Source organism: Ruegeria sp. ABD4_443 (genome assembly GCF_056160865.1).
Window position 1 is genome coordinate 76,644 of record NZ_JBSWYA010000003.1, and the last position, 21,245, is coordinate 97,888.

The 21,245-nt window shown below is 63.7% G+C and carries 16 protein-coding genes; 4 read left to right on the forward strand and 12 right to left on the reverse strand.

Annotation, left to right across the window (positions count from 1 at the left end; translation table 11 throughout):
• The first annotated feature begins 65 nt into the window (after positions 1-65).
• Positions 66-3,248, forward strand: a complete 3,183-nt coding sequence (locus ACXAG8_RS07510; protein ID WP_475223199.1) for an ATP-binding protein — start codon at positions 66-68, stop codon at positions 3,246-3,248.
• Between the two features lie 20 nt (positions 3,249-3,268).
• On the opposite strand, the gene ACXAG8_RS07515 is transcribed toward ACXAG8_RS07510, so the two are convergent.
• The 9 genes from ACXAG8_RS07515 to ACXAG8_RS07555 all read right to left on the reverse strand — a co-directional run bounded on the left by ACXAG8_RS07515 (position 3,269) and on the right by ACXAG8_RS07555 (position 13,373).
• Complete coding sequence (locus ACXAG8_RS07515; RefSeq protein WP_475223200.1) at positions 3,269-4,666, reverse strand: hypothetical protein; 1,398 nt, start codon at positions 4,664-4,666, stop codon at positions 3,269-3,271.
• Complete coding sequence (locus tag ACXAG8_RS07520) at positions 4,663-5,379, reverse strand: hypothetical protein (RefSeq protein WP_475223201.1); 717 nt, start codon at positions 5,377-5,379, stop codon at positions 4,663-4,665. Before ACXAG8_RS07520 ends, ACXAG8_RS07515 begins: the two co-directional genes overlap by 4 nt.
• A gap of 4 nt (positions 5,380-5,383) precedes the next feature.
• The gene (locus ACXAG8_RS07525; protein WP_475223202.1) at positions 5,384-6,397 is read right to left on the reverse strand and encodes a catalase; all 1,014 of its coding nucleotides are present in this window, start codon (positions 6,395-6,397) and stop codon (positions 5,384-5,386) included.
• A gap of 133 nt (positions 6,398-6,530) precedes the next feature.
• Positions 6,531-7,580, reverse strand: a complete 1,050-nt coding sequence (locus ACXAG8_RS07530) for a patatin-like phospholipase family protein (RefSeq protein ID WP_475223203.1) — start codon at positions 7,578-7,580, stop codon at positions 6,531-6,533.
• A gap of 168 nt (positions 7,581-7,748) precedes the next feature.
• On the reverse strand, positions 7,749-8,684 hold the full coding sequence (locus tag ACXAG8_RS07535) for a sulfotransferase family protein (RefSeq protein WP_475223204.1): 936 nt from the start codon (positions 8,682-8,684) through the stop codon (positions 7,749-7,751).
• A 66-nt stretch (positions 8,685-8,750) separates the two neighbouring features.
• Complete coding sequence (locus tag ACXAG8_RS07540; protein ID WP_475223205.1) at positions 8,751-9,926, reverse strand: glycosyltransferase; 1,176 nt, start codon at positions 9,924-9,926, stop codon at positions 8,751-8,753.
• A gap of 27 nt (positions 9,927-9,953) precedes the next feature.
• Positions 9,954-11,042, reverse strand: a complete 1,089-nt coding sequence (locus tag ACXAG8_RS07545; RefSeq protein ID WP_475223206.1) for a glycosyltransferase — start codon at positions 11,040-11,042, stop codon at positions 9,954-9,956.
• Between the two features lie 2 nt (positions 11,043-11,044).
• The gene (locus ACXAG8_RS07550; RefSeq protein ID WP_475223207.1) at positions 11,045-11,782 is read right to left on the reverse strand and encodes a sulfotransferase family 2 domain-containing protein; all 738 of its coding nucleotides are present in this window, start codon (positions 11,780-11,782) and stop codon (positions 11,045-11,047) included.
• 76 nt (positions 11,783-11,858) lie between these two features.
• The gene (locus tag ACXAG8_RS07555) at positions 11,859-13,373 is read right to left on the reverse strand and encodes a lipopolysaccharide biosynthesis protein (protein WP_475223208.1); all 1,515 of its coding nucleotides are present in this window, start codon (positions 13,371-13,373) and stop codon (positions 11,859-11,861) included.
• Positions 13,374-13,793: 420 nt separating this feature from the next.
• Here ACXAG8_RS07555 and ACXAG8_RS07560 point away from each other — a divergent pair, with 420 nt between their 5' ends.
• The 3 genes from ACXAG8_RS07560 (at position 13,794) to ACXAG8_RS07570 (ending at position 18,573) form a co-directional block, all read left to right on the forward strand.
• Positions 13,794-16,934, forward strand: a complete 3,141-nt coding sequence (locus tag ACXAG8_RS07560; protein WP_475223209.1) for a glycosyltransferase — start codon at positions 13,794-13,796, stop codon at positions 16,932-16,934.
• A 182-nt stretch (positions 16,935-17,116) separates the two neighbouring features.
• Positions 17,117-17,368: a hypothetical protein gene (locus ACXAG8_RS07565; RefSeq protein WP_475223210.1), complete on the forward strand. Its 252-nt coding sequence runs from the start codon at positions 17,117-17,119 to the stop codon at positions 17,366-17,368.
• Between the two features lie 125 nt (positions 17,369-17,493).
• Positions 17,494-18,573, forward strand: coding sequence for a glycosyltransferase family 2 protein (locus tag ACXAG8_RS07570; protein ID WP_475223211.1), 1,080 nt, complete (start codon positions 17,494-17,496; stop codon positions 18,571-18,573).
• Here the strand turns inward: ACXAG8_RS07570 and ACXAG8_RS07575 are convergent.
• From ACXAG8_RS07575 to ACXAG8_RS07585, 3 genes are all read right to left on the reverse strand, one after another.
• A complete protein-coding gene (locus ACXAG8_RS07575) occupies positions 18,556-19,815 on the reverse strand; it encodes a glycosyltransferase family 2 protein (protein ID WP_475223212.1) in 1,260 nt (419 codons plus the stop codon). The genes ACXAG8_RS07570 and ACXAG8_RS07575 overlap by 18 nt on opposite strands.
• Positions 19,816-19,944: 129 nt before the next feature.
• Entirely contained in the window at positions 19,945-20,661 is a 717-nt protein-coding gene (locus tag ACXAG8_RS07580) for a sugar transferase (RefSeq protein ID WP_475223213.1), read from the reverse strand.
• 366 nt (positions 20,662-21,027) lie between these two features.
• A complete protein-coding gene (locus ACXAG8_RS07585; protein ID WP_475223214.1) occupies positions 21,028-21,243 on the reverse strand; it encodes a hypothetical protein in 216 nt (71 codons plus the stop codon).
• Positions 21,244-21,245 lie beyond the last annotated feature (2 nt).

A 21,245-nucleotide genomic window follows, 5' to 3' on the forward strand; every position in this document is an offset into this window, starting at 1 on the left:
ACTATTGCAGCCCCTTGCCTGCCAGAGGTGGCGGGGCAAATCTCGGTCATGTAAAACTGCTGAAAATGGGGGAAAATCGGGATATCACCACGCACCAACCGTCACATCTGGGGCAACGGCGCCAGGTGGCGGTTCTGTTTGCGGATATGGTCGATTACACCGCGATCGTTTCCGAGCTTGGCGAGGAAAAATCTCTCGACTTCATCCGAATGGTCTATGACACGCTGACCCGAACGGTCGAGGCCCATGGCGGCACGGTGCGTGACTTTGCCGGTGACAGCATCATGGCCCTGTTCGGCATCCCCGAAGCGCTGGAGGACCCGGCCCTGCGGGCCTGTCGCGCCGCGCTGGCAATTCACGCCGCCTTTGCCGAGGCCGCAGACGAGATCGACGCCCGGTTCGGCGTCCGCCCGCAAGTGCGGATCGGGATAAGTTCGGGCACGGTTCTGATGGCCGCCGTTCAGGGCGAAGGCAGCCCCGCCACCGCCGTGGGCAGCACGGTGAACCTGGCCTCGCGGATCGAAAGCCTGGCGCAGGCGGGCAGCACGTTGATCTGCGACACCACCCGGCGGCTTGTCGAATGGGTGACCGACCTGCGCTTTTTCGGCGAACACCAGATCAAGGGCCTGACCAAGCCACACAAGCTGTGGCAATTGCAATCCATCCGCAATGCCGCCACCCGGTTCGACGCCTCGCTTGCCCGTGGGCTGAGCAGCTATGTGGGCCGGGTGCCGGAACTCAGGCTGATGTCCGACACGCTGCACCAGCCGCGGGACCTGTCGGTCATCGACCTGGTGGCAGAGCCGGGGCTGGGCAAGACGCGCCTGGTGTTCGAGTTCCTGCAAAGGGTGACGCCCGAGGATGCCGACGTCCTGTCGGGCTATTGTTTCGCCGACAGGCAACAGGTGCCCTTTTTGCCATTCCTCGAAATCGTCCGCGCCGCGTTTCGCATCCGCGAGGATGACGATCCGGCGGAAATCTCGCGCAAACTGGGCAAGGGCCTGCATGGCGCGGGGCTGGGATCGGTCGAAAACCTTGGCCTGTTGCACAACCTTCTGGGGCTGGCACCACCCGACGGCGCGCTGGACGGTATGGACGGTGTTCTGATCGGCCTGCACACGCGCGAATTGCTGCCCGCCCTGCTAAAGGCCAAGTGCAGCCAGGACAAGGTGATCCTGCTGATCGAAGACGCCCATTGGCTGGACCGCGCCTCGGAAGATCTGTTGCGCAGCATCATCGAAAGCGGTGAACACGCGAACCTGCTGATCATCCAGACCCGCCGCCCCGAATACGTTCCGGCCTGGCTGGACGCCCCGTGCGTGACGACGATTGCGCTTAACCCGCTGGGGCCGGATGACATCGGCTATCTTGCGCAGACGCGGCTGGGGGTCGATGCCCTGCCCGACGCGCTGTTGGACCAGTTGACCGAACGGGCCGGGGGCAACCCGCTTTTTGGCGAGGAAATCCTGAGTTTCCTGCTGGATCAGGGCGCCCTGCGGGTCGATGCGGGCCAGGTCGCATACGACGCGGAAATTGCGGGCCGCGAATTGCCCGTCAGCATGCAGGGTTTGCTGGCCTCAAGACTGGAACGGCTGCTGCCCGAAGACCGCCGCATCCTGCAGGCCGCCGCCGTGATCGGGCGTCGGTTTGATCCGGGCCTGCTGTCCCATCTGGTCGAAGACGCCGATCAGACCGGCGCAGCGCTGGACCGGTTGCAATCGCAGGATGTCATCTACCGCGAGCCCAACACGTCGGACTATCTGTTCAAGCATGTTCTGCTGCGCGATTCGGTCTATCAAAGCCTTGTGTCCTCGCAACGGGAAAAGCTGCACCTGGACATTGCCGAGACCCTTGAGAACCGAAACGCAAACCGCCTGCAGGAAGCCGCGGAAACGCTGGCCTATCACTATGGGCACACCGATCGCACCGACAAGGCGTTTGCCTATAACACGATGGCCGGTGAACGCAGCCTGGGCATCTATTCCCTGGACGAGGCCAACAGGTATTTCGAAACCGCGCTTGACCTGTACCAAGGCGCACCCGACTGCGCGACAAACACGCAATTCACGGCGTTTCTGTCCAACTATGCGCTGTGTTCGAACCTGTCGCTGCGCGTGCTGAAGCTGATCGCGCTTGCCGATACGGTTCGCCCCATTCTGGACGAGGTCGGCGACAGCCGCCACCATGCGCTGTACCTGCATCACTATGTGTCCTGCCTAGTGTGCAACGGCAAATACCGCGAGGCCGACCGGGTGCAGACCCGGCTGACCGAGATGGCCGAACGGCTTGGCGACCCCGAGGCGCTGGCCTATGCCATGATCAATGAACTGTCGGTGTCGATCTATTATTCCCCGATCACCAACGAAGCCTTCGAAGCCAAGAAGATCAAGATCGAGGCCGCCCTGAGCAAGATCGACGACGCCTATATCCAGAATTTCTATCACGCCACCGTCGGCTGGAACGAACTGACGCGCGGCCGGGTGGCCAATGCGCACAAAGCCTCGGACCGCATGATTGCCATCGGCACCACCAATAATGATGCCCGTTCGCTGGGCTATGGCACCGCGATGAAGGCGCTTATCGCGATGGTGACCGACGACCACGAACTTGCGCTGAAGATGGCCCAGGAGGCACAGCGCGCGTCGCGGGTCGAGTTCGAGCTGGCCATCGCCGAAGCCGCCCGTGTCGGGTCGCTTGTGCCGCTGGGCAAGCCCGGCGCGCTTGAGACCGTGAAACGGCATGTGCAAAGCTGCGATGCAAAGGGCTGGACCCTGTTCACCATCGGGCCGGAAACGATGCTGGGCGTGGCCTATGCCATGAACGGGCAGATCGCCGAAGGATTGCAGCAGATCCGCACCGTGATCGAACGACGTGACGCCGAAGGCACGCAGGTGTCTGCGGATTGGGGCCGGCTGTTCCTGTGCGAGATGCATCTTGCCATTCTCTCGGGCGAGGGCGGCGGCTCGGTCGCTGTGCTGCTGCGCAATTTACGTTCCATCCTGCGGATCATGATCTCTGGTGAAAAAGAGCTGGTGGCGATGCTGGAGCAGGTGCGGGAAAACCCGCAATTCGACTCGGACGGGCATTACAACGCGCGCTGCGACATGATCATGGGCCTGCTGTGCAAAGCCCGCAAACGCAATGACCAGGCGGTCGAATACCTGACCAAGGCGCGCACGGTTGTCGAAATGGCTGGCCATTCGCCGATGCTGGCGCGGATCGATTCCGCGTTGTCCGAACTGCGCTGAACCCGGTCCCGCCGCGCGGGTCAGGTGGTCAGCCCGGACAGGTACCTGATCGCGGCGATACTGGGCAGGAACGTATACGCCCCGCCCCGCGCCCGTATCAGCCGCGGCAAACCATCCAGCCGGATTTCACGCCCGTCGGGCAGGTTCAACTCGAACCAGCTGGTTTCCGGCGTATTCGCCCCCAAAAGCGGATCGTTCGATCCGGTGATCCGCGGATCATGCAGGCCGAGGTTGATCCAGTCGCACATCACCGCTTCGAACTGCGCCCCGATATTGGCGCCGATAAAGCTTCCCAGCAATCCGCGTTCCTGATCATCGGGGTTTGCCGGGTCGAAATCCGGCCCATAGGACATCCCCCGCCGCACCAGCCTGCGGGTATAATTCGCGATCCGCTGCACAATCGGCCCGCCACGCGGGTTTCCCCGCCGCAGATGAGACCCCGCCGGACAGCGGGAACTGTGGGTGTAATCGAAATTGGTCAGCGAAACCGGTTCGTCGGGAAATTGCGCATCCGGCGACAGCTCGTATGGCACGCCGTTGCGCCAACGCCCGCACATCTGCGCGGCCACCACTTCACGCAGGGCACCGCGCATGTCCAGCCCCGGGCCGATGCGGTCCAGCCTTGCCGGGTCAGCCAGCAAGTCCCGGTCGGGATGCCCCAGCAACAGGTCGGCAGACCGGTCCAGGTACGCCTCGAAACCCGCCGCGTCCTGCGCCAGCACACGAAACGCATTGAACGATCCGTTGAACCCCAGGTCATGCGGCGACGGCACACGAAACGTCACCCCTTCTTGCCGGGTCGGATAGCCCAGCAAAGCGGTGCCCAGCGGGTCCATCGGTTCGTCGACACCGGCCTGGTCCGGGTCGATGATATGTTTGAACCGGGGCTGGGAAATCCCGTCAACATAGCCGAAAAACACCTTGCCATCCGGCAGGTTGCGCCCGTTGCGCACGCCCAGAACGGTAAAGGCCCGCGCCACCTGCTCCTGGGCCCGGTCCAGCGGCGCCTCGGTATCGGAATGGACCGAGGCGATCAGGTGCACGCGCTCGGGGCGGTCAAAGGGGGCGGGCCATGTTTCAGGGGCGCTGTCGCCGAAATCCCCGATCTTCATCGCGCGGGCCGTCATGCCCTGCACGAATTCCGTCGGAAAGGTCGCAAGATGTTCGGCTGGCGTCCCAAGGGCGCGCAGACCCTGAAACGTGATGCCTATGTTGAAACAGACCTCGGGCCGGATCGACCATGTCACATCCCGCGTGATGGCCGGGACATCCGCGCCGGTGCCGTCGACCGCAGCGGCCAGGAACGCGCGCGCGGCGGTCCGGTCGCTGACCTCAAGCACCAGGTGCCGGACAAAGTTGCGGCGATACCCCCGCAGGATATTCCCCTGAATGTCGGAAAGATTGAATTCTGTACTCACCAGCCCTGCCCGAATTTGCGGCGCACCTGCGCGGCCGAGACCCCCGGATAGGCGCGATAACCCCCACCCAATGAAATATTGCGATTGGCATGCAGCTGCAGGATGAACTCGCGCGGCAACGACCCCAGCATATGTGGCGGATCGTTCGGCGCGCGCCCCTTGGCGGCATCCTGCAACCCAAACAGATCGGTCGGGAAATCAGGCGCCTGAAACAGGTCATGCGCATGCACCCAGTCGATGAATTCCTCGACGTTTTGTTCCGTCGGAATCAGATGTTCCGCGTCGTCCACCAGCGAGATCACATCGTTGAAAACGCTGCCGATGGTGGTGATGAAGTCCCTGATATAATTGCTGAAATCCCCATCATAGACCGAAATCATGCAGATATTGTTGTCGATCAGCAAAAACCGCGCGAAATGCACGGTGCCGACATTGTCGAGCCCCGCAAAGATCTCGTCGACATTCTGGGCGATTGCCAGCGTCGCCCGCGCGCGCCCCGCCGGCGACGGATCCTTGAGAGGCATGATCAGGTTCATCATGCGCTGAACGTTCTCGCTGGGCTGCGGTGACGGCCGCGGCCCGCCGGGCAGTTTCGGTTTCGGGTCGCGCCATATCCAGTAGGGCACGACGATGTAACGCGACAAGAAAATGAACCAGCCTCGTTCCTGCAGGCTGTTCACATAGCGGTTGAGCCAACTGTCCCTGTTTGTCATCTTCTCATTCCTGCGAGAACGGGCACGGCGTACCGCCCCGCCAAGTACTTGAAACCTTGTACACATCGGTGCGGATCTGCAGCACCGGATCGTCTGACGCCTCGATCCCGTCGGTCAGCAGCCCGGGGTTGAAGCTCAGCTTTTCGGACTGGGCGTCCTGGTCTGCGGGCACGGCATCCAGCGTCAGGGTGCCCATCATGATGCGCTTGCGATGCGGTGGCCAGGGGCGGGTTGAATCGTTGAAGTCGTCGCCCACCTCGCCAATCATCATCATCAGCGAAAAGCGCGCGGGCTCGGATGCCAGGCGGGTCTTCAACTCGTCCTGCAAAAAGTCATCCTCGGGCGGGGCCGCAGGGTCGGTGCGCAGAACCCCGGCAATGGGCTGCCAGCTGAACCGCACCCAGCGGCGCATGCCGTCCGGGTCGGTCACGATGAACGTATGCACCGCATGATAGGCCGCCCGCACATAGCTGACCGGAGCCCCGATCGTGGCCGCCTGCAACACGCCCAGCTGGGCAAAGGGATTGCGATCCGCGAATTCGATGGCCCCGTCATCGGGGCTGATGGTTTCATTGGGATAGGGGTCGCGCTTGGGCAGGATCAACTGCAACAGGTTCACGATCTTTTGCCAGGGCGTTTCACCGGTATAAAGCTTGGGCTTGGCCGCATGGGCAAAGTCCAGAAAGGCCTCGGGCGTCGGGGCAAAGAACTCGGGCAGGGTCATGGCGATCAGGTCGGTGTCACGGTCCGGGGACAGGTGAAACCGTACCGCCAGCCCGCGCACGTCAGACCACCCGTCATGCACCGCCGCACAGCCCGACCCGTTCGAGAACCGGACAATGACATCGGTGCGCGCGGCGCTGAAATGTTCGGCCACGCAGAAATTCGCGGCAATCGGCGACGGCTCGAAATAGCCGGTCGCACTGATCCCTATGGTATGTACGGGACGTCGGTTTATGTCGCCGTCCGGGCGGCGCAGCACATCCACCAGCTTCTCGGCCATGCCGGGCTTACCCATGCCACCCCCTCGTCTGCGTTAACAGTTTGTTAATAACTTTTAAAACAACCTTAAGCACTTGGGCAACAAAGGCAACAAAGACCTTACATGGGGTCGGGTTGGTCGTGATTTTTCCCGGCGCCTGCCGCCATGGTTACCATTTGGTCAGCAAGTCGATTGCGCGCGCCCATTCGCCACTGTCACGGGTGGTCACGAACGCCTCGTCCATCAGGTCGTATGAGGCCGGTTTATGCGTCGCAAGGCCCACGACCTTGGGCAGGGGCGGGTTCAGGCGCACCAGCCTGTCCTTGAGGACCAGACGCGCCATCCAATACTGGTTCTCCGCCGATGTGGTCAGCAACAGCTCGATCAGCGCGCCCTTGGTGGCCGCCGACGTGATGCCAAACCATTTCAGCAGCCCCCAGTCATCGGGATCGCGGATCATTTCTTCGGAAATATCGGTCGGCTGCTGGCCGGTGCCGATGGAAATCGCTTCGACCTGATCCAGCCCCGCCGCCCGTTTCGAGGCAATCGCCACATTGATCCCGTTCAGGACCGGGTTGTTGGCAAAGGTACCGCCATCGGCAAAATACCCGTAATCGACACCGTCCGCGACAACGAGATGCGGCGGGAAATAGGTCGGTGCGGCCGAGCTTGCCATGGCCACGTCCAGCAGTTTAACCGCGCTCATGTCCAGCCACGCCTCGTGGCCCAGGTCCTGGTTCGTAATGGTAAAGGGGGCCCAGCCCTGCCCGTCATTGCGATGCAGGCAGACGGTGTTCACCGCCAGAACCAGATCAGGTGACAACGACCCGACCCTGCGGTCACCGACGATGGAATGGCCGATCTCGGCCAGACCCGAGGCATTATATTGCGACGCGGTAATGCCCGGACCGCCGCCCAGCTTGAATTTGCGCAGCACCCCGTCAAGGGCTCGGTCGACGACCGTCCGCTCGTTTTCGCGGAAAATCCGGTCGGCATCATCGCGGTAATTGGCGACCAGACCATCGATCAAGGCGCCCATATCCTTGCCCTGAGACCGCCCATCGGCCATGGCAACCGCAATCAGCCCACCGGTGGATGTGCCGGCGAAACCATCGGCCTTGTCCAGCATCCCGGTTTCCTGATGAAGGTGCTGAAGGATCAGACACGTGAGATATCCCCTGATCCCGCCCCCATCGCAGGACACCAGTTTGAAGGTCATCCGACAATTCCCATTCCGTTGCAATCCGTGACGGCACTGCCGTCTGCTTGGCCTTCACATATACAGATTCCATGCGCCAAGGGAACGCGGCCCGGTGTTCGAATTCAGGATCGTTGCCGATCTGCTGACCCCGTTCAGAACAAGGGCGAAAACCGCCCGGCAGGGCCGTTATTGGGTAAACCCCGGCCAGATCCGGGCAAGGTCCTTGCCAAGCAGGTCAGACAGGCCCGCATTGCGGTCGGAAAGGTGCCGGTTGAGAAATTCCCGCGTGCCCGCGCGCATGTCCGAAGGTGGCCGGTCCTGCGTCAGAACACGGTTCTGGACAAGCCGGTACCAGCGTTCATAGGCCGCGTTGGCTGCCCTGGCCCACCGCCCGGCCTGACCGCCGAAATGGTATGAATACCGATGCCGCGCCAGCACCCGCCCGACCCGGTTCAAGGCAAGCAACGTCTTTTCGCGGGATGGATAGGTCGTCCGGTTATGCCAGGTTTCGACCGTTTCCAACGGCAATGGCGGCACCCCGAGAAAGGCGGTGACGTGGTCCACCGTCTGTTGCTGACGCGACCGGAACTCTTCGAACAGAACCACATGCACCCGGTCGGGCCCAAGCGCGGACAGGTATTGCCGCAGCGGCGGCGCATAGGTCGATCCCAGCATGATCGACGGCTCAGAACTCAGCGCCTGTTCGAACGGCACGCAGGTGCGCCCGCTGCGCACCAGGTGCCAATATTGCGAAAAGGCTCTTTCGACCGGGTCGCGCAGAACAAAGATCATCCTGGCCTCGGGCGCCAGGGCCCGGATGCGGAACGCAGCCACATCCGACATCAGGTAGGTGGTCGTATCCTCGCCGACCAGACAGCCCGGCGGCGCCTCTGCAAACCGGTCGCCATACCACGCCTGAAACGCCGGGTCCGCCGGATCACGCCAGACCAGGTCCGCGTCATTCATCGTCAGGAAATCGGCATGCGCCACCGGATCATCGGCGTCAAAGAAATAGACCTCGTTCCTGGCCATCCAGACCTGGGGATGCTGGTCCAGAACCTGGTGCAGCGATGTCGTCCCGCATTTGGGGGCTCCGCCGATGATGAAATCGGGCACCTTCATCCGTTGAATGCTCCTTTGTCCTGCATAGGGGCGCTGCGGCCCCGAACCGGGCCCCGCCGTCGTGGATCAGCCCGCTGACCGGGTGTCAGGCTGGGCTGCGATCTCAGCACAGCGCGCCAAAAAGGCCACGTTCTGTGTGTCCTCGTTGAACTCTTGCTCGACCTTTTCGCGCGCCGCCCGCACCAGCCGCGCGGTCCGGTCCGGGTCCTGCAGCAAGGTGCGCAAATTGTGATACAGCCCTTCGGCATCCCGCTCGTCGCTCAGCATTCCGGTCTTTGCGTGGGTCACAAGCTCGGGTATCCCCGAATGCCGCGTGGTGCAGACCGGAGTGCCAAGCGCCATCGCCTCCATCAGGGTCACGGGAATGCCTTCCTGATCCCCATCCTGCGCGGTCTGGCTGGGCGCAAGAACCACATCTGCCTGCTGCATCCGGGCCAGCGCATCATGATGCGGCAAGGCGCCCAGAAACTGCACCCGGTCCTGCAACCCTGACCGGCGCACTTTGTCCCTCAGGTCATCTGCAAGCGGGCCATCACCGCCGATGTCATACCGCCAATCGACCTCGGGCGCACGGTCGCGCAACAGGGCCAGGGCCGCAAGCGCGCAATCCAGCCCCTTTTTCTCGACCAGTCGGCACACGCTGAACATCTGTACCGGCGCGCCGACAGGGGACGGTGAAAACGGATAGTCGGCAACCGGAATCCCCAGGTGGCGCGTTTCGACACGGGCCGCCGGTGCGCCACATTCGACAAGCTGCCGCGCGAATTGGGCATTGACGGTGACATGCAGATCGCCCTCGGCAAACAGGTCGCGATACAAGGCCATCGCGTTATTCTGATACTCTACACTGACATCGCGACCATGGAACACAGTCACCAGCGGCTGACGCCGGGCCCAGCCCGTCTTGGCCCGTGCCACCTCGACCGCACGATACCCGAAATGGGTGACAACCACATCGGCATCAATCTGGCGGCGCCATGACCGGCGGTCCAGCCGAGACCCAAGGCGATGCGACAGGCGGTATGGCAGAGTATTCAGAATTGGCGGCCGGGGCGGTGGCCAGGTCACGACGCGCAGGTCCTTCAGTGCCTCAGCCTGGCGCGCCGACAGGGGCACATCGCGGTCAAAGGTTTTGCAGGCCACTGTTACCTCGTGACCTTGCCCAATGGCATGGACCACCTGAGTGGTCACAAAGGTCTGGGACAGGGTCGGAAAGGTGGATACACAAAAGCAGATCTTCACGGGTAGGGGCTCCTCAATAGGTCTGCGTCAGGCCGAAGGCTGGCCATTGAACCGGGCCCGCGCCCGATCAAGCACTGCGAGGAAGTCCGCGTGCTGGCGCCCGAAATCCAGCGCGGGCCGCCGGGCATATTCCAGCGCCTGCCTGCTGAGCGTGTCATAGGCCATGGCATCCGACCACAAGCCCCGCAGCGCCGCGACCCAATCACCGATGGGCGCATCATGGGCCAGCACAATCCCGCCCGGCCCGATTGCCTGTGGCAGACCACCGCGGTCGGACCCGATCACCGGGATGCCGCTGCAATGCGCCTCGGATGCGACGCGGCCCCAGGCCTCTTGCCACTGGCTGGGGGCCAGCAACACCTTGGTCCGCCCATAGACCAATGACATATCGGTCGTGCGGCGCATGAACGTGACATTGGGCAGCGCCTTGATCTCGTCCGTGGTGCGGGCCAAAAGATCGTCCGGCAGCGTCCAGGCCTCGACAAAAAGAAACGGAATATCCGGGCAGGCCCGCGCCATCTCGCGGGCGATTTCGTATCCCTTGACGGGATGGATGTTGATCAGCGTGGCGTATTCGCGGGTGGACTGAAAGCTGTAGGCGTCGAATTGGATTGTTGGGGTGATCACGGCGCAGTCGATACCATAGGCCGCGCGATAGGTTTCGGCGGTAAAGTCGGAATTGGCGATGAAACTGGCGCCCGGAATGGCGCTGACATCGCCTTCGTTTTCCTCGAACTCGACATTGCGCAGATACAGGACCACCGGATAGCCCAACCGGGAAAACGCCTGCCCCAAAGCGGCGGACTTGCGGGTCTGGATGACGACAACATCGGGGCGAAACCGCGCGGCGGCGGCGGCCACCCGGTCCGGGTCGGCCGGGTCCCAGCTGCGCATGACTTCGTAGCCCTGGCTGCGGTCCACACTGAACGGCCTGCCCGTCAGCTTACGCTGCGCCCTCATGCGCAGGCCAAAGACACCACGGCCCGACAGCCCGCAATAGACCGCGCACTCATGCCCCTGACGGATGCTCTGCCGTATCAGATGGTCGGTGCTGTTCTGGGTGCCGCCGCTCGCCTCGGGCAGCCAGCCATTTCCGCCGGCAAACAGGATACGCATCTTCACCCCCTTACCACATGGGGCGTTTGCACGGCCTTGCGGGCAGGTGCCGGGTCCCAGCTTTTGCAGACCTGGTCGAACAGAACCGTATCAGAGGCATATAGTCCGCGGATCTGGTCCTGCTGCGCCTGCGTCAGGTCGGACCGCCTTGTGCGCGGCCCCGTGGTCCGGTTTGCGTGCACCAGGGCACCGGGTGCAAGGCCCGCCACCCGGGTCAGCCCTTCAGCCATGCGTTGAAACGGGATAAGCGTGTCGACCATCACCTTGTCGCGGTCGCAGATATAGTCCGACTGGCGGCGAAAGTGGAAAAACCGCATCACCGTATGCCGATAGGCGTCATCGGCGCCCATCCGCCCGACGAAGGCGTCAATCGGCTGAACCCCGATCATCCGGGCGGCGAACCTGCGGTCGGTTTCATTACGCCCCCCGGCCTTCAGATAGTCGAAGGCCGACAGGAAGCGGTCCACCGGGTCACGCAGGATCGCGATTTTGGGAAGCTTTTGCCAGGCCTGCGGGCAGGCTGTGCTGATCTCGTGCCAGGTCCGATGCCGAACACGGTAGCCAAACAGCGCATCTTCGACCGAGGTGCCCGCGTTCTTGGGAATATGCACCAGCACGAGGCCCCGCCGCAGGTACACCTGTTCAAGACCCGGATCGGTCCGCGGGCCGGACCGCGCGATCATCAGGTCCGGCGCAAGCCACCAGCCGACCGAAGTGCCGATCTGTCTTACCTGGCGCATGGCGACTCCTCGGGGGGTTGGGCCTCGGCGCAACGGCCGAGGGGATGGGCGAGGCGGGAAAGGCAACCGCGTTCGATCATGCCGCCCCCTTCGTTCTGCCCCGGCGCAGGGTTTCGACCCCCTGCACACAAAGCTGCCATGCGGTCGCCAGGACCGCGCGCCCAAAGGGGCAAAGCGCCAGAACCCCGGCGAAAACCGCATAGCTGAGGCTGAGACCGCCCAGCAGTTGCACTGCCGCGGGGCCAGACAGGATCGGCCGCAGGATCACCACCGCCCCATAGGCGACAAGACCCGCACAGAACAGCGGCAGGATACGGCTGCGAACGGTCCCCGGCCCGACCGGCCCTTTTCGGCTGACGAGAAACCACAGGGGAAACAGTTTGAGCATCGTGACACCGGCATAGGTCAGGGCCAGCTCGCGGACCCCGAACCGAACGCCCCAGACAAAGGCCGCGCAGGTCACGATGGCGGAAGCCAACCCCCACCACGCCATTTCGGTCGTACGTCCCTGGCTGACGAACAGCCACCCGGTCGGATTGGCCAGCGGCTGCGCCAGCGCCGCAAGTCCCAGCGCGGCAAATATCGGCGCGCTGTCGGCCCATTGCTGGCCCAGCAGAAACGGAACCGCCGTATCCGCCAGCCCCGTCATCGCGGCCACACCGGGCAGGATCGCCAGTTGCATCAGGCCGAAGACGCGGAAAAACGCATGCGCATAGCGGTGCGGTTCATCCTGCAATCGGGACAGCACCGGCACCATGACCTGCGACAAGGGCTGCGCCACCCGGTTCAGCGGAAACAGGATCAGCTTATAGGCGCGGTCATAAAACCCCAACGCCGCACCGCCCCAGAACCGGCCGATCAGGATGTTGTCCAGGTTGCGCGACAGGAAATTGGCCAGCTTGAACCCGGTCACCCCGGCGCCAAACCCCAGCAGATCGCCGGTACCGACTGCGATTTCGGGGCGCGCGGGTCTCCAGTCGATCCATGTCCAGACCATCACGGTACCCACACCTGCGCCCACCAGCGTTCCGGCGACCAGCGCCCACGGCGTAGGCGAGATCAGCGCCCACAGGATCGACCCGCCCAGCGTGCAAACGGCAACGGCCCCCGCATAGATGGCGATTTTGCCAAACGCCATCCGGCGGTTGAGCAGCGCAAAATGCTGCGCCCCGAGGGCCGTCAGGATCATGTTCAGGGCCAATGCCCTGACCAGCCAGGTCAGGCTTGGCTGATGGTAGAACAGGGCAATCAGCGGCGCCGCCAGAAACAGGACAAGCGTCAGGGCGGCGGCAAGTCCCAGGTTGATCCAGAACAGGGTGTTAAGCTGTCCATATGTCAGCGTCTTTCGCTGGATAACCGCCTGCAACAGCCCCATTTCCTGGAAAATCGTCAGAAAGGCGATAACCGGGCCGATCATGGCAACCATGCCGAAATCGGCCGGAACAAGCAGGCGCGACAGGATCAGGACCGAGCCGATCTGGCAGGCCACCGCAACGGCCTGGCCAAGCCCCGCATAAAGGCTGCCGCGCATGGCGCTGCCGCCATAGCTTGCGCGGGCCACGCTTTCGACCAGTTCTTGAGAGTCGCGCATTGTCATGATGTCCGGATTCCAGGTCATTCGACAAAGTGAAGAATACATAGAGTACAGCCATCCACCCGCGCTTAGCAGTTGCAGCATCCATTTCAGCAACTTCCCGCCACACGTGTATGGGTCCAAGCGGCAAAAATCCTCTCGTTGCACGTAAATGATGCAAAACCTGATCGTGAACGCCGCGCATGACAGAGTTTTGAAACCGCCGCGATTTTCCCCGGATCGACGGATTTTTGCTCATTTGCCATTTCGGTACGGCTTGGTTCCGCCGGTTGTGCCGCGCGCATTTTGACAACCGGTGGTGTCGCGTCCTAGCTGCTGACGACAGGCGCCTCTGCAACGGGATGTCCGGGATATGACCACATATGCGACGCGAGCCGAAGGGCCAAACGGACGCACCCAGAACTGCGGTTCAGGGCGATGACGCATATCCTGTACCTTGCCCATGATCTGGACGACAGCGCCATCTGGCGGCGGGTCACCATGTTGCAAACCGGCAAAGCGACGGTTTCTGTCGCGGGGTTCCGGCGCCGCTCCGGCCCGCTGCCGGGACCGGCACGGGTGCTTGGGCAGACCCATAACGCACAGATGACGCAACGCGCGCTTTCGGTTCTGAAACAGAGGTTTCGCCTGCGCCCCGCCGCCTTTGACGCGCCTGCCCCGGATGTGATCCTGTGCCGCAACCTTGAGATGCTGGCCCTTGCCGTCCCGCTTTACCGTACGCTGTCACGGGACCGTCCGGTCTCGCTTGTTTACGAGGTTCTGGACATTCATCGCCTGATGGTCGGACCCTCGCCCATATCGCGGGCCTTGCGTGGATTAGAACGCCGGTTGTGCCGGAATGTCGACCGGCTTGTCCTGTCCTCACCCGCGTTTCAAACGGAATATTTCGACGCTTATGGGCAATGCGACGCGCCGGTTCTGTTGCTGGAAAACAAGGTTGTCATCCCTGATGCGGAACAGCCGGGCGCGGGCGGCCCGTCCCGGCAGGTTGCGGCCCATTTCCCCTTGCGCATCGGCTGGTTCGGAATTCTCAGGTGCCGCTTTTCGCTGCGGTGCCTGGACAGGCTGACACGGGCACGGCCGGGGCGCTACCTGGTTGATCTGCGCGGGCGACCGGCGCTTGACGAAATGCCGGATTTTCACCGGATCGTCGAGGTCAATCCCGACATGACGTTCGGCGGGCCCTATACCTATCCGGACGATCTGCCGGACCTCTATGGCGGCGTTGATCTGGCCTGGCTGGTGGATCAGTATGACACGGGCCGCAACTCGACCTGGCTGCTGCCCAACCGATTGTACGAAAGCGGGCTGAACCGGGTACCCCCGGTCGCGCTGGCGGGAACGGAAACTGCCCGGCGGCTGCACGCGCTTGGGATCGGGCTGATCCTGGATGCGGCGGACGAGGCCCATGTGCAAAAGGCGCTGGACCAGGTGTCGGCCAGCAAGCTGGAACAGTTGCGCCAGGCCCAGGACGCGATCCCGCAGGACGTATGGGCCGCAACCCCGCAGGAGGCCCGCGCCCTTGTCGACACGCTTGGCCCGGCACGTCCCGCGACCCAACCCGCACCGCACCGTGACACGTCACGGGACGGGGTGCTGATCGTGGTGCCCACATTGAACGAGGCCGATCATATCGGCGCTGTGATCGACGGATTGGCCCCGTTTCTGCAACGCCGCCGGGATGCGCAAGCCCCGGCCCGCCTTGTGGTCGCGGACGGCGGGTCGACAGATGGCACACAAGCCATCGTGGCGCGCAAAATTGCCGATCTGCCCCAGTACGACATCAGGTTGATGCACAATCCCGCCCGCATCCAAAGCGCGGGGATCAACGCGGCATGCGCGGAGCATGGCGCGGGCATGGGCTGGCTGGCGCGGCTGGATGCCCATTCAATCTATCCCACCGATTTCGTGGGTATCCTGCTGGCCGAGGCCACCCGCACCGACGCCGCCAGCATCGTGGTCGCGATGCACGCCATCGGCACCACGCCCCTGCAACAGGCGATTGCGACGACCCAGAATTCCCGGTTGGGCAATGGCGGGGCGGCGCACCGGACCGGAGGGTCTGGCCGCTATGTCGATCATGGGCATCATGCGGTGATGCGGCTGGACGCCTTTCAATCCGTGGGCGGTTATGATGACAGCTTTTCGCATAACGAGGATGCGGAGCTGGATTATCGCCTGGCGCAGGCCGGGCATCACATCTGGCTGACCGCGCGCACCGGGCTGGAGTACCTGCCGCGCGGATCCGTTCCGGCGCTGGCCCGGCAGTATTTCAACTTTGGGCGCGGGCGTGCGCGCACAACGCTGAAGCACCGGTTGAAACCCCGGCTTCGGCAGCTTGCCATGATCGCGGTCGCGCCGATATGCGCCCTTGCGCTGCTGGCCCCTGTGGCATGGCTGTTTGCCCTGCCCGCCGCCACCTGGCTTGCCGCCTGCCTGGGCGCGGGAGCGACCCTGGCAATCGGGCGGCGCGACTTGGCCGCGCTGGCATCGGGGCCGATCGCCGCGACCATGCATCTTGCGTGGTCCGCCGGGTTCTGGCGGCACATGCTCTGGCCCGGCACACCCGCACGCCATCCGGCCCCAATGCCTGTCACGGGCAAACCCGACAAGCCCGCGCCGGACCATGTGGCGGTGGGCATCTGCACGTATCAACGCGCCTCGCTAGGCGACACGTTGCGGAGTCTGGACCAGCAGGACCTGCCCGACGGCACGCGCCTGTCGATCATTGTGGTCGACAATGACGACACCCCCAGCGCCCAACCTGTCGTCGATCGTTTTGCGGCCCAATCGCGCCATCAGGTGATCTATCGGTTTGCCCCGCAGGGCAATATCTCGATCGCCCGGAACGCGGCCCTGGCCGAGGCCGAGCAGCGCGGATTTCGCACCTTTGCCTTCATCGACGATGACGAAATAGCGCCCGCCAGCTGGCTGGCATCGCTTGTGTCGCGACTGGTCGAAACCGGCGCGGCGGCGGTTGTCGGCCCGGTCCGGGCCGTCTATGCCCCGGATGCGCCGCGCTGGATGCTGCACGCCCGCCCGCATGACACCAATCCCGAATTGCTGGAAAATGGCCAACCGATCGCCGGGCACAGCTGCAATGTCATCATGGACCTGTCCCATGACGCCCTTGCCGGACGTCGCTTTGATCTGGCGCGCGGCGTTTCCGGCGGTGAAGACACTGCGTTTTTTCACGCCGCCATGGCGCAGGGCGCGCAGCTTGGCTTTGCCCCGTCGGCGGTTCTGACCGAGCCGGTCCCGGCGGCCCGCGCAACCCTTACGTGGCTGCTGAAACGCAGGTTCCGCATGGGGCAGACCCATGGCGGCCTGCTGCGCAGCCATGGCGGCCCCGGCAGCCGATTGCGCGCGGTGTTTCCAGCCAGCGCCAAGGTCGCCTTTTGCCTGGGTGCTGCGGTGCTTTGCGCCCCCTTTCCCGGCCCCCGAAATGCGCATCTGCTGCGCGGCGCGCTCCATGTCGGAACCCTGGCCGCGCTGATCGGCCTCCGTACTGTCGAAATCTATGGAACGGCGGGCGAAAAAACACGGGCCGCGCCCTGAAACACGCAGCTGCCACGGCGCTGATTGCGGCGACTGTTTCGCAGACCCGATCACTCTGTCAGCCCGATTGCCACAAATGTAACCAATTTTGAGTGGTGGCACGCATCGGTTTTGCTGTAGGGTTCATCAAATTGTGGGACGATTTGAGGCTTCGTTCGAGGTTCGCGCCCACTGGGGATGAAATGCGACTGCCGGTCTTTATCGTTGGGTTATTCCTGTCTGTCGCCGTGGCGGCGGCGATTGGCTATGCTGCGGGCTTTGGCCCGCTCAAGCTGATCCTGTTCTGCGTCGCGGTCGCCGTGGTGCTGCAGCTTGCCTATGTTCTGGTTGTCGCCCTGCTGGCCGCTGAACGCAGCCGCAAGACCCGACCAAGCCGCGACGCCGAGGCAGCTGACCCCCCCGCGCCCCACGCAACCGGCAAGACCGACGCCTGACGCGCACCCCGCCTTTCGAATAGCCCGGCAACCGCCCAAAGTTTTGGCAAGGCCGGCAAAGGTGCGCCGGTCGGAAACCCCGGGCAAACGCATCCCTTGGTCCGACCGCCCGGATGGGTTAGGCCTTGGGCACCCCAGCGCGGGCGCGCACCGCCTGCCTGACGCATCCCAGCCAGAGCCCGCAGATGTCCGCCTGTGTCACCGTCATCATTGCCGCCTATAATGCCGCCGACACCCTGTCGCGCGCCATCCGGTCGGCGCTTGTCCAACCGGAAACCGAGCGGGTGATCGTCGTTGACGATGCCTCGGACGACGCCACCTGCAACGTCGCCCAAGTGGCCGCAGACCAAGACCCGCGCGTCCACCTGATCCGGCAAGCGGTCAACCAGGGCCCCGCCGCGGCGCGCAACAGGGCGCTGGACATGGCCACCTCGGACTTTGTCGCGGTGCTGGATTCCGATGACGTGTTCCTGCCGGGGCGGCTTGGGCGTCTGCTGGACGGTCCGCCCGCCGAGTTGATTGCAGACAATATCGCCTTTGCCCTGCCGCAAAACCTGGCAGAGGTCCGCGCGCGCAACTGGTCCGGCATTGCGCCCGGATTTACCCGGATCGGGGCGGCTGAATTCGTGCAGGGCAATCTGCGTCAAAAAGGCGTTTCGCGCGGCGAGCTTGGGTTTCTCAAACCGGTCCTGTCGCGCAAGTTTCTTGACCGTCATGCGCTGCGCTATGACCCGGTGCTGCGTTTGGGCGAAGATTATGACCTTTATGTCAGGATGCTGCTGGCCGGGGCCCGCATGTACCTGACCCGTCAGCCCGGCTATGCGGCGGTTGTTCGCCCCGATTCGCTCAGCGCGCGGCATGGCACCGACGCGCTGGCCCAATTGCAATCCGTTCTCCAATCGCATCTGACGCTGGCCGAGAAAGACGGACAGATGGCTGACGAGCTGTCGGATGCCTTGCAGGCCCATCTGGCCGATACTCGGCACAAACACGACCATCGGCAGTTTCTGGACATGCGCCGCGCACGGGGCGCCTGGCCTGCGCTTGGATTTCTGTTCGGCGCGCGTGACCGGGCCTGGCCGGTGGCCTGCCAGATCGTACGCGACAAGCTTGGGCTTGCGGCCTCGGCTGCGGATGCCGCCCCGGATCAGGGGGCCCGGCTGTTGCTGCCGCCGCAGCCCGCAGCGTCAGGCCCCGGCGCCTGACAGCGCGCCAAGCGCGCCATCCCTTGCGGTTGCGCCATCGGCGCTGTCCTTGTCCGGCACCTGTCGCAGCGACCGCCACGCGGGAAGATAGCCCAGCCCATCCAGCCCGGCGTCGCCAGCGGCGATCACGTCAACCGGGCCCTTACCGGCCAGCGCGGCCAGCTGCCACGCCATGGCACGCCGGAATCGCCAGTTCTGCGCCCCTGCATCCGGGGCCGGACCAACCGGGACGCGGGCGGCGCCCGCCGGGGCCGAAACCGAACCCACCCGATCCGCCGCCGCGATTACGACGGTTCGGGGTTGCGCCGATGGGCCACCTTGCGCCGCGCCAATGCGACGACGCCACCGGTCCGTCACGCTGTGGGCCAGATCGGTCATCAGCGCCGGGGATCGGCAGATTTTCCGCAAACCCGGCCACAGCCTGCCTGCGGTGATGTCGGCGACAAGATGTTGATACCTCAACGCCCGCTTCAGCCGCATCCCGCGCCGGGTCAGCTCGGCCGCAAGGTCCCCGTCGTCGGGACATGCGGCCTGGGCCTGTTTCGCCAGTTTGTCATGCGCTGCCGCAAGATTGGCCAGTATCACAGGCGACAACCGGTGCGATACCGACGCGCTGTGACGCCGGTACAGATAGGTCGGGTCGGGGACCACCAGCATGCGCATCCCGCGCATCATCAGGCGGCAATACAGATCAAAATCCTCTCCGACACGCAGCGTTTCGTCATAGCGCAGCGTCCCCAGAACATCCCTGCGGATCATCGGCTTGAGATAGCCCAGCGAGGACAGGCCAGAGGATACGCTGTCGCTGCGGATCAGGTCGGCAAGCCCAAGAAAGCCCGACCCCTGTTCCAGCCTGCTGCCCTGCAACAGCATCTGCCCGGCGGTTCCTGCGTTGCCGAAACTCAAAAGATCATCGGCAACTGCCGTGGCCTGCGCCCTGTCGGCTGCGGACAGCAGCCGGGCCAAGCGGTGCGGATGCAGCAGGTCATCAGCGTCGACGATCGCGACCCAATCGCCCTGCGCGGCTTCCAGACCCGCATTGCGCGCAGCGGCCGGGCCTTTGTTGGCATCCAGAAGAATCGGCCGCAGCCTGTGATCGGCCGCAGCCAACCGCCCGAGAATATCACGGCTGCCATCCTTTGAGGCGTCATCGATCACGATCAGCTCCAGCCGGGAATGGCTCTGCCCCAGCACCGAGCGGATTGCGGGTTCAAGACAGGCCGCGCCGTTGAAATTTGACATGATCACAGACACCAGCGGCGCGTCTGCCCGCCTCTGGTCAGGCGATGCGCCCGGTCCGGGCCGCAAGGTCACGCCGCCGCCCCCGCAGTCAGCGCCGGTTTGCGGCTTTGGGCAATCCGGCTGGCACCGTCACGAGGTTTCATCAGACCGCATCGCCGCCGGCAGGGTCTGGGCCAGAATGGCGATATCGACAACCGGGTTGACGCGGGACACATAGGCGCGGTCACAGGCCACCCGGCGCCGATAGGTCGTGCTGTTGCGTCCATTGACCTGCCACAGGCCGGTGATACCCGGACGCGCCCGCAGATAGTACCGGCTGGACGCCCCGTACCGGCGCAATTCGTCGCTCAGCACCGGGCGCGGTCCGACCAGGCTCATCTCGCCGCGCAAAACGTTGTAAAGCTGCGGCAGCTCATCCAGGCTGAACTTGCGCAGGACATGACCGACAGATGTGACACGGGGATCTTCCCGCAGTTTCTGGTTCTGCTCCCATTCGCGGCGCGCATCGGGGCATTGCTGCAGGTGCCGCTGAAGCAGCTCGTCGCCGTTGACCGCCATGGTTCGGAACTTGAGACAGGCAAAGGACCGTTTGCCGTATCCGACCCGATTGTGCCGATAGAAAACCGGCCCGGTCGATGTCGACCAGATCAACACGGCCAGCCCTGCCATCAATGGCGACAGGATGACCAGCAGAACCACCGCGACCGCCACGTCAAAGCCGCGCTTTGCAGCGCCGCCAACCGGAACCCTGCGCGGCGCGGGACGCACCCAGATCACATGGCGTGCGCGTCCGGCGGACGCCATCAAACCCTCGGCAGGGGCGGTTTCTGTCCCTAGTGGTTTCATCGCAGTCCATCCTTCTGTCTCGGGCGGCGAACACCGACGCCCGGTGCGCGTGCCGCCTATGGTTGCAAAGACGCTCGCCGGGATGCACCACCATGCACCGGCGAAACTGACCAGATACCGATTGTCATCGCTACGACTTCAATTCTTTCACTTCGACTTAAGAAGGGTATGACAAATGCTGCGATTGCAAACTTCAAAATGAAACCAAGCGAAGCGCCGCCTATTTTTTGACACTTTTTGCCAGATTTCCGCGCATCGCGCCCGTAACACCCATGATATTTTGACTTTGCCCGCCCCAAGTGCCCGAATCACAGGCAGATTTCGTGAACAGTTTCAGCACCTGAAACCCAGAGAATCAGCGGCAGATCACATGCCACAAGGCCCCAGAGGACGCATGATGGCCAATTCATCCACAGGCGCAAAGGTCGGTTCAGGCCGTTCGGGCGGGCCCTGCCCGGCCGCGCCCCGATCGCGTTTGCCGTATTGCACCGGCATGATTACGGGGTTTTCCTGCGGCCGAAACAGGGTGATTTCGCGCAACGTTCCCGTGTCATCCTTGCAAGCTATGAGTGTTCCGCACATCC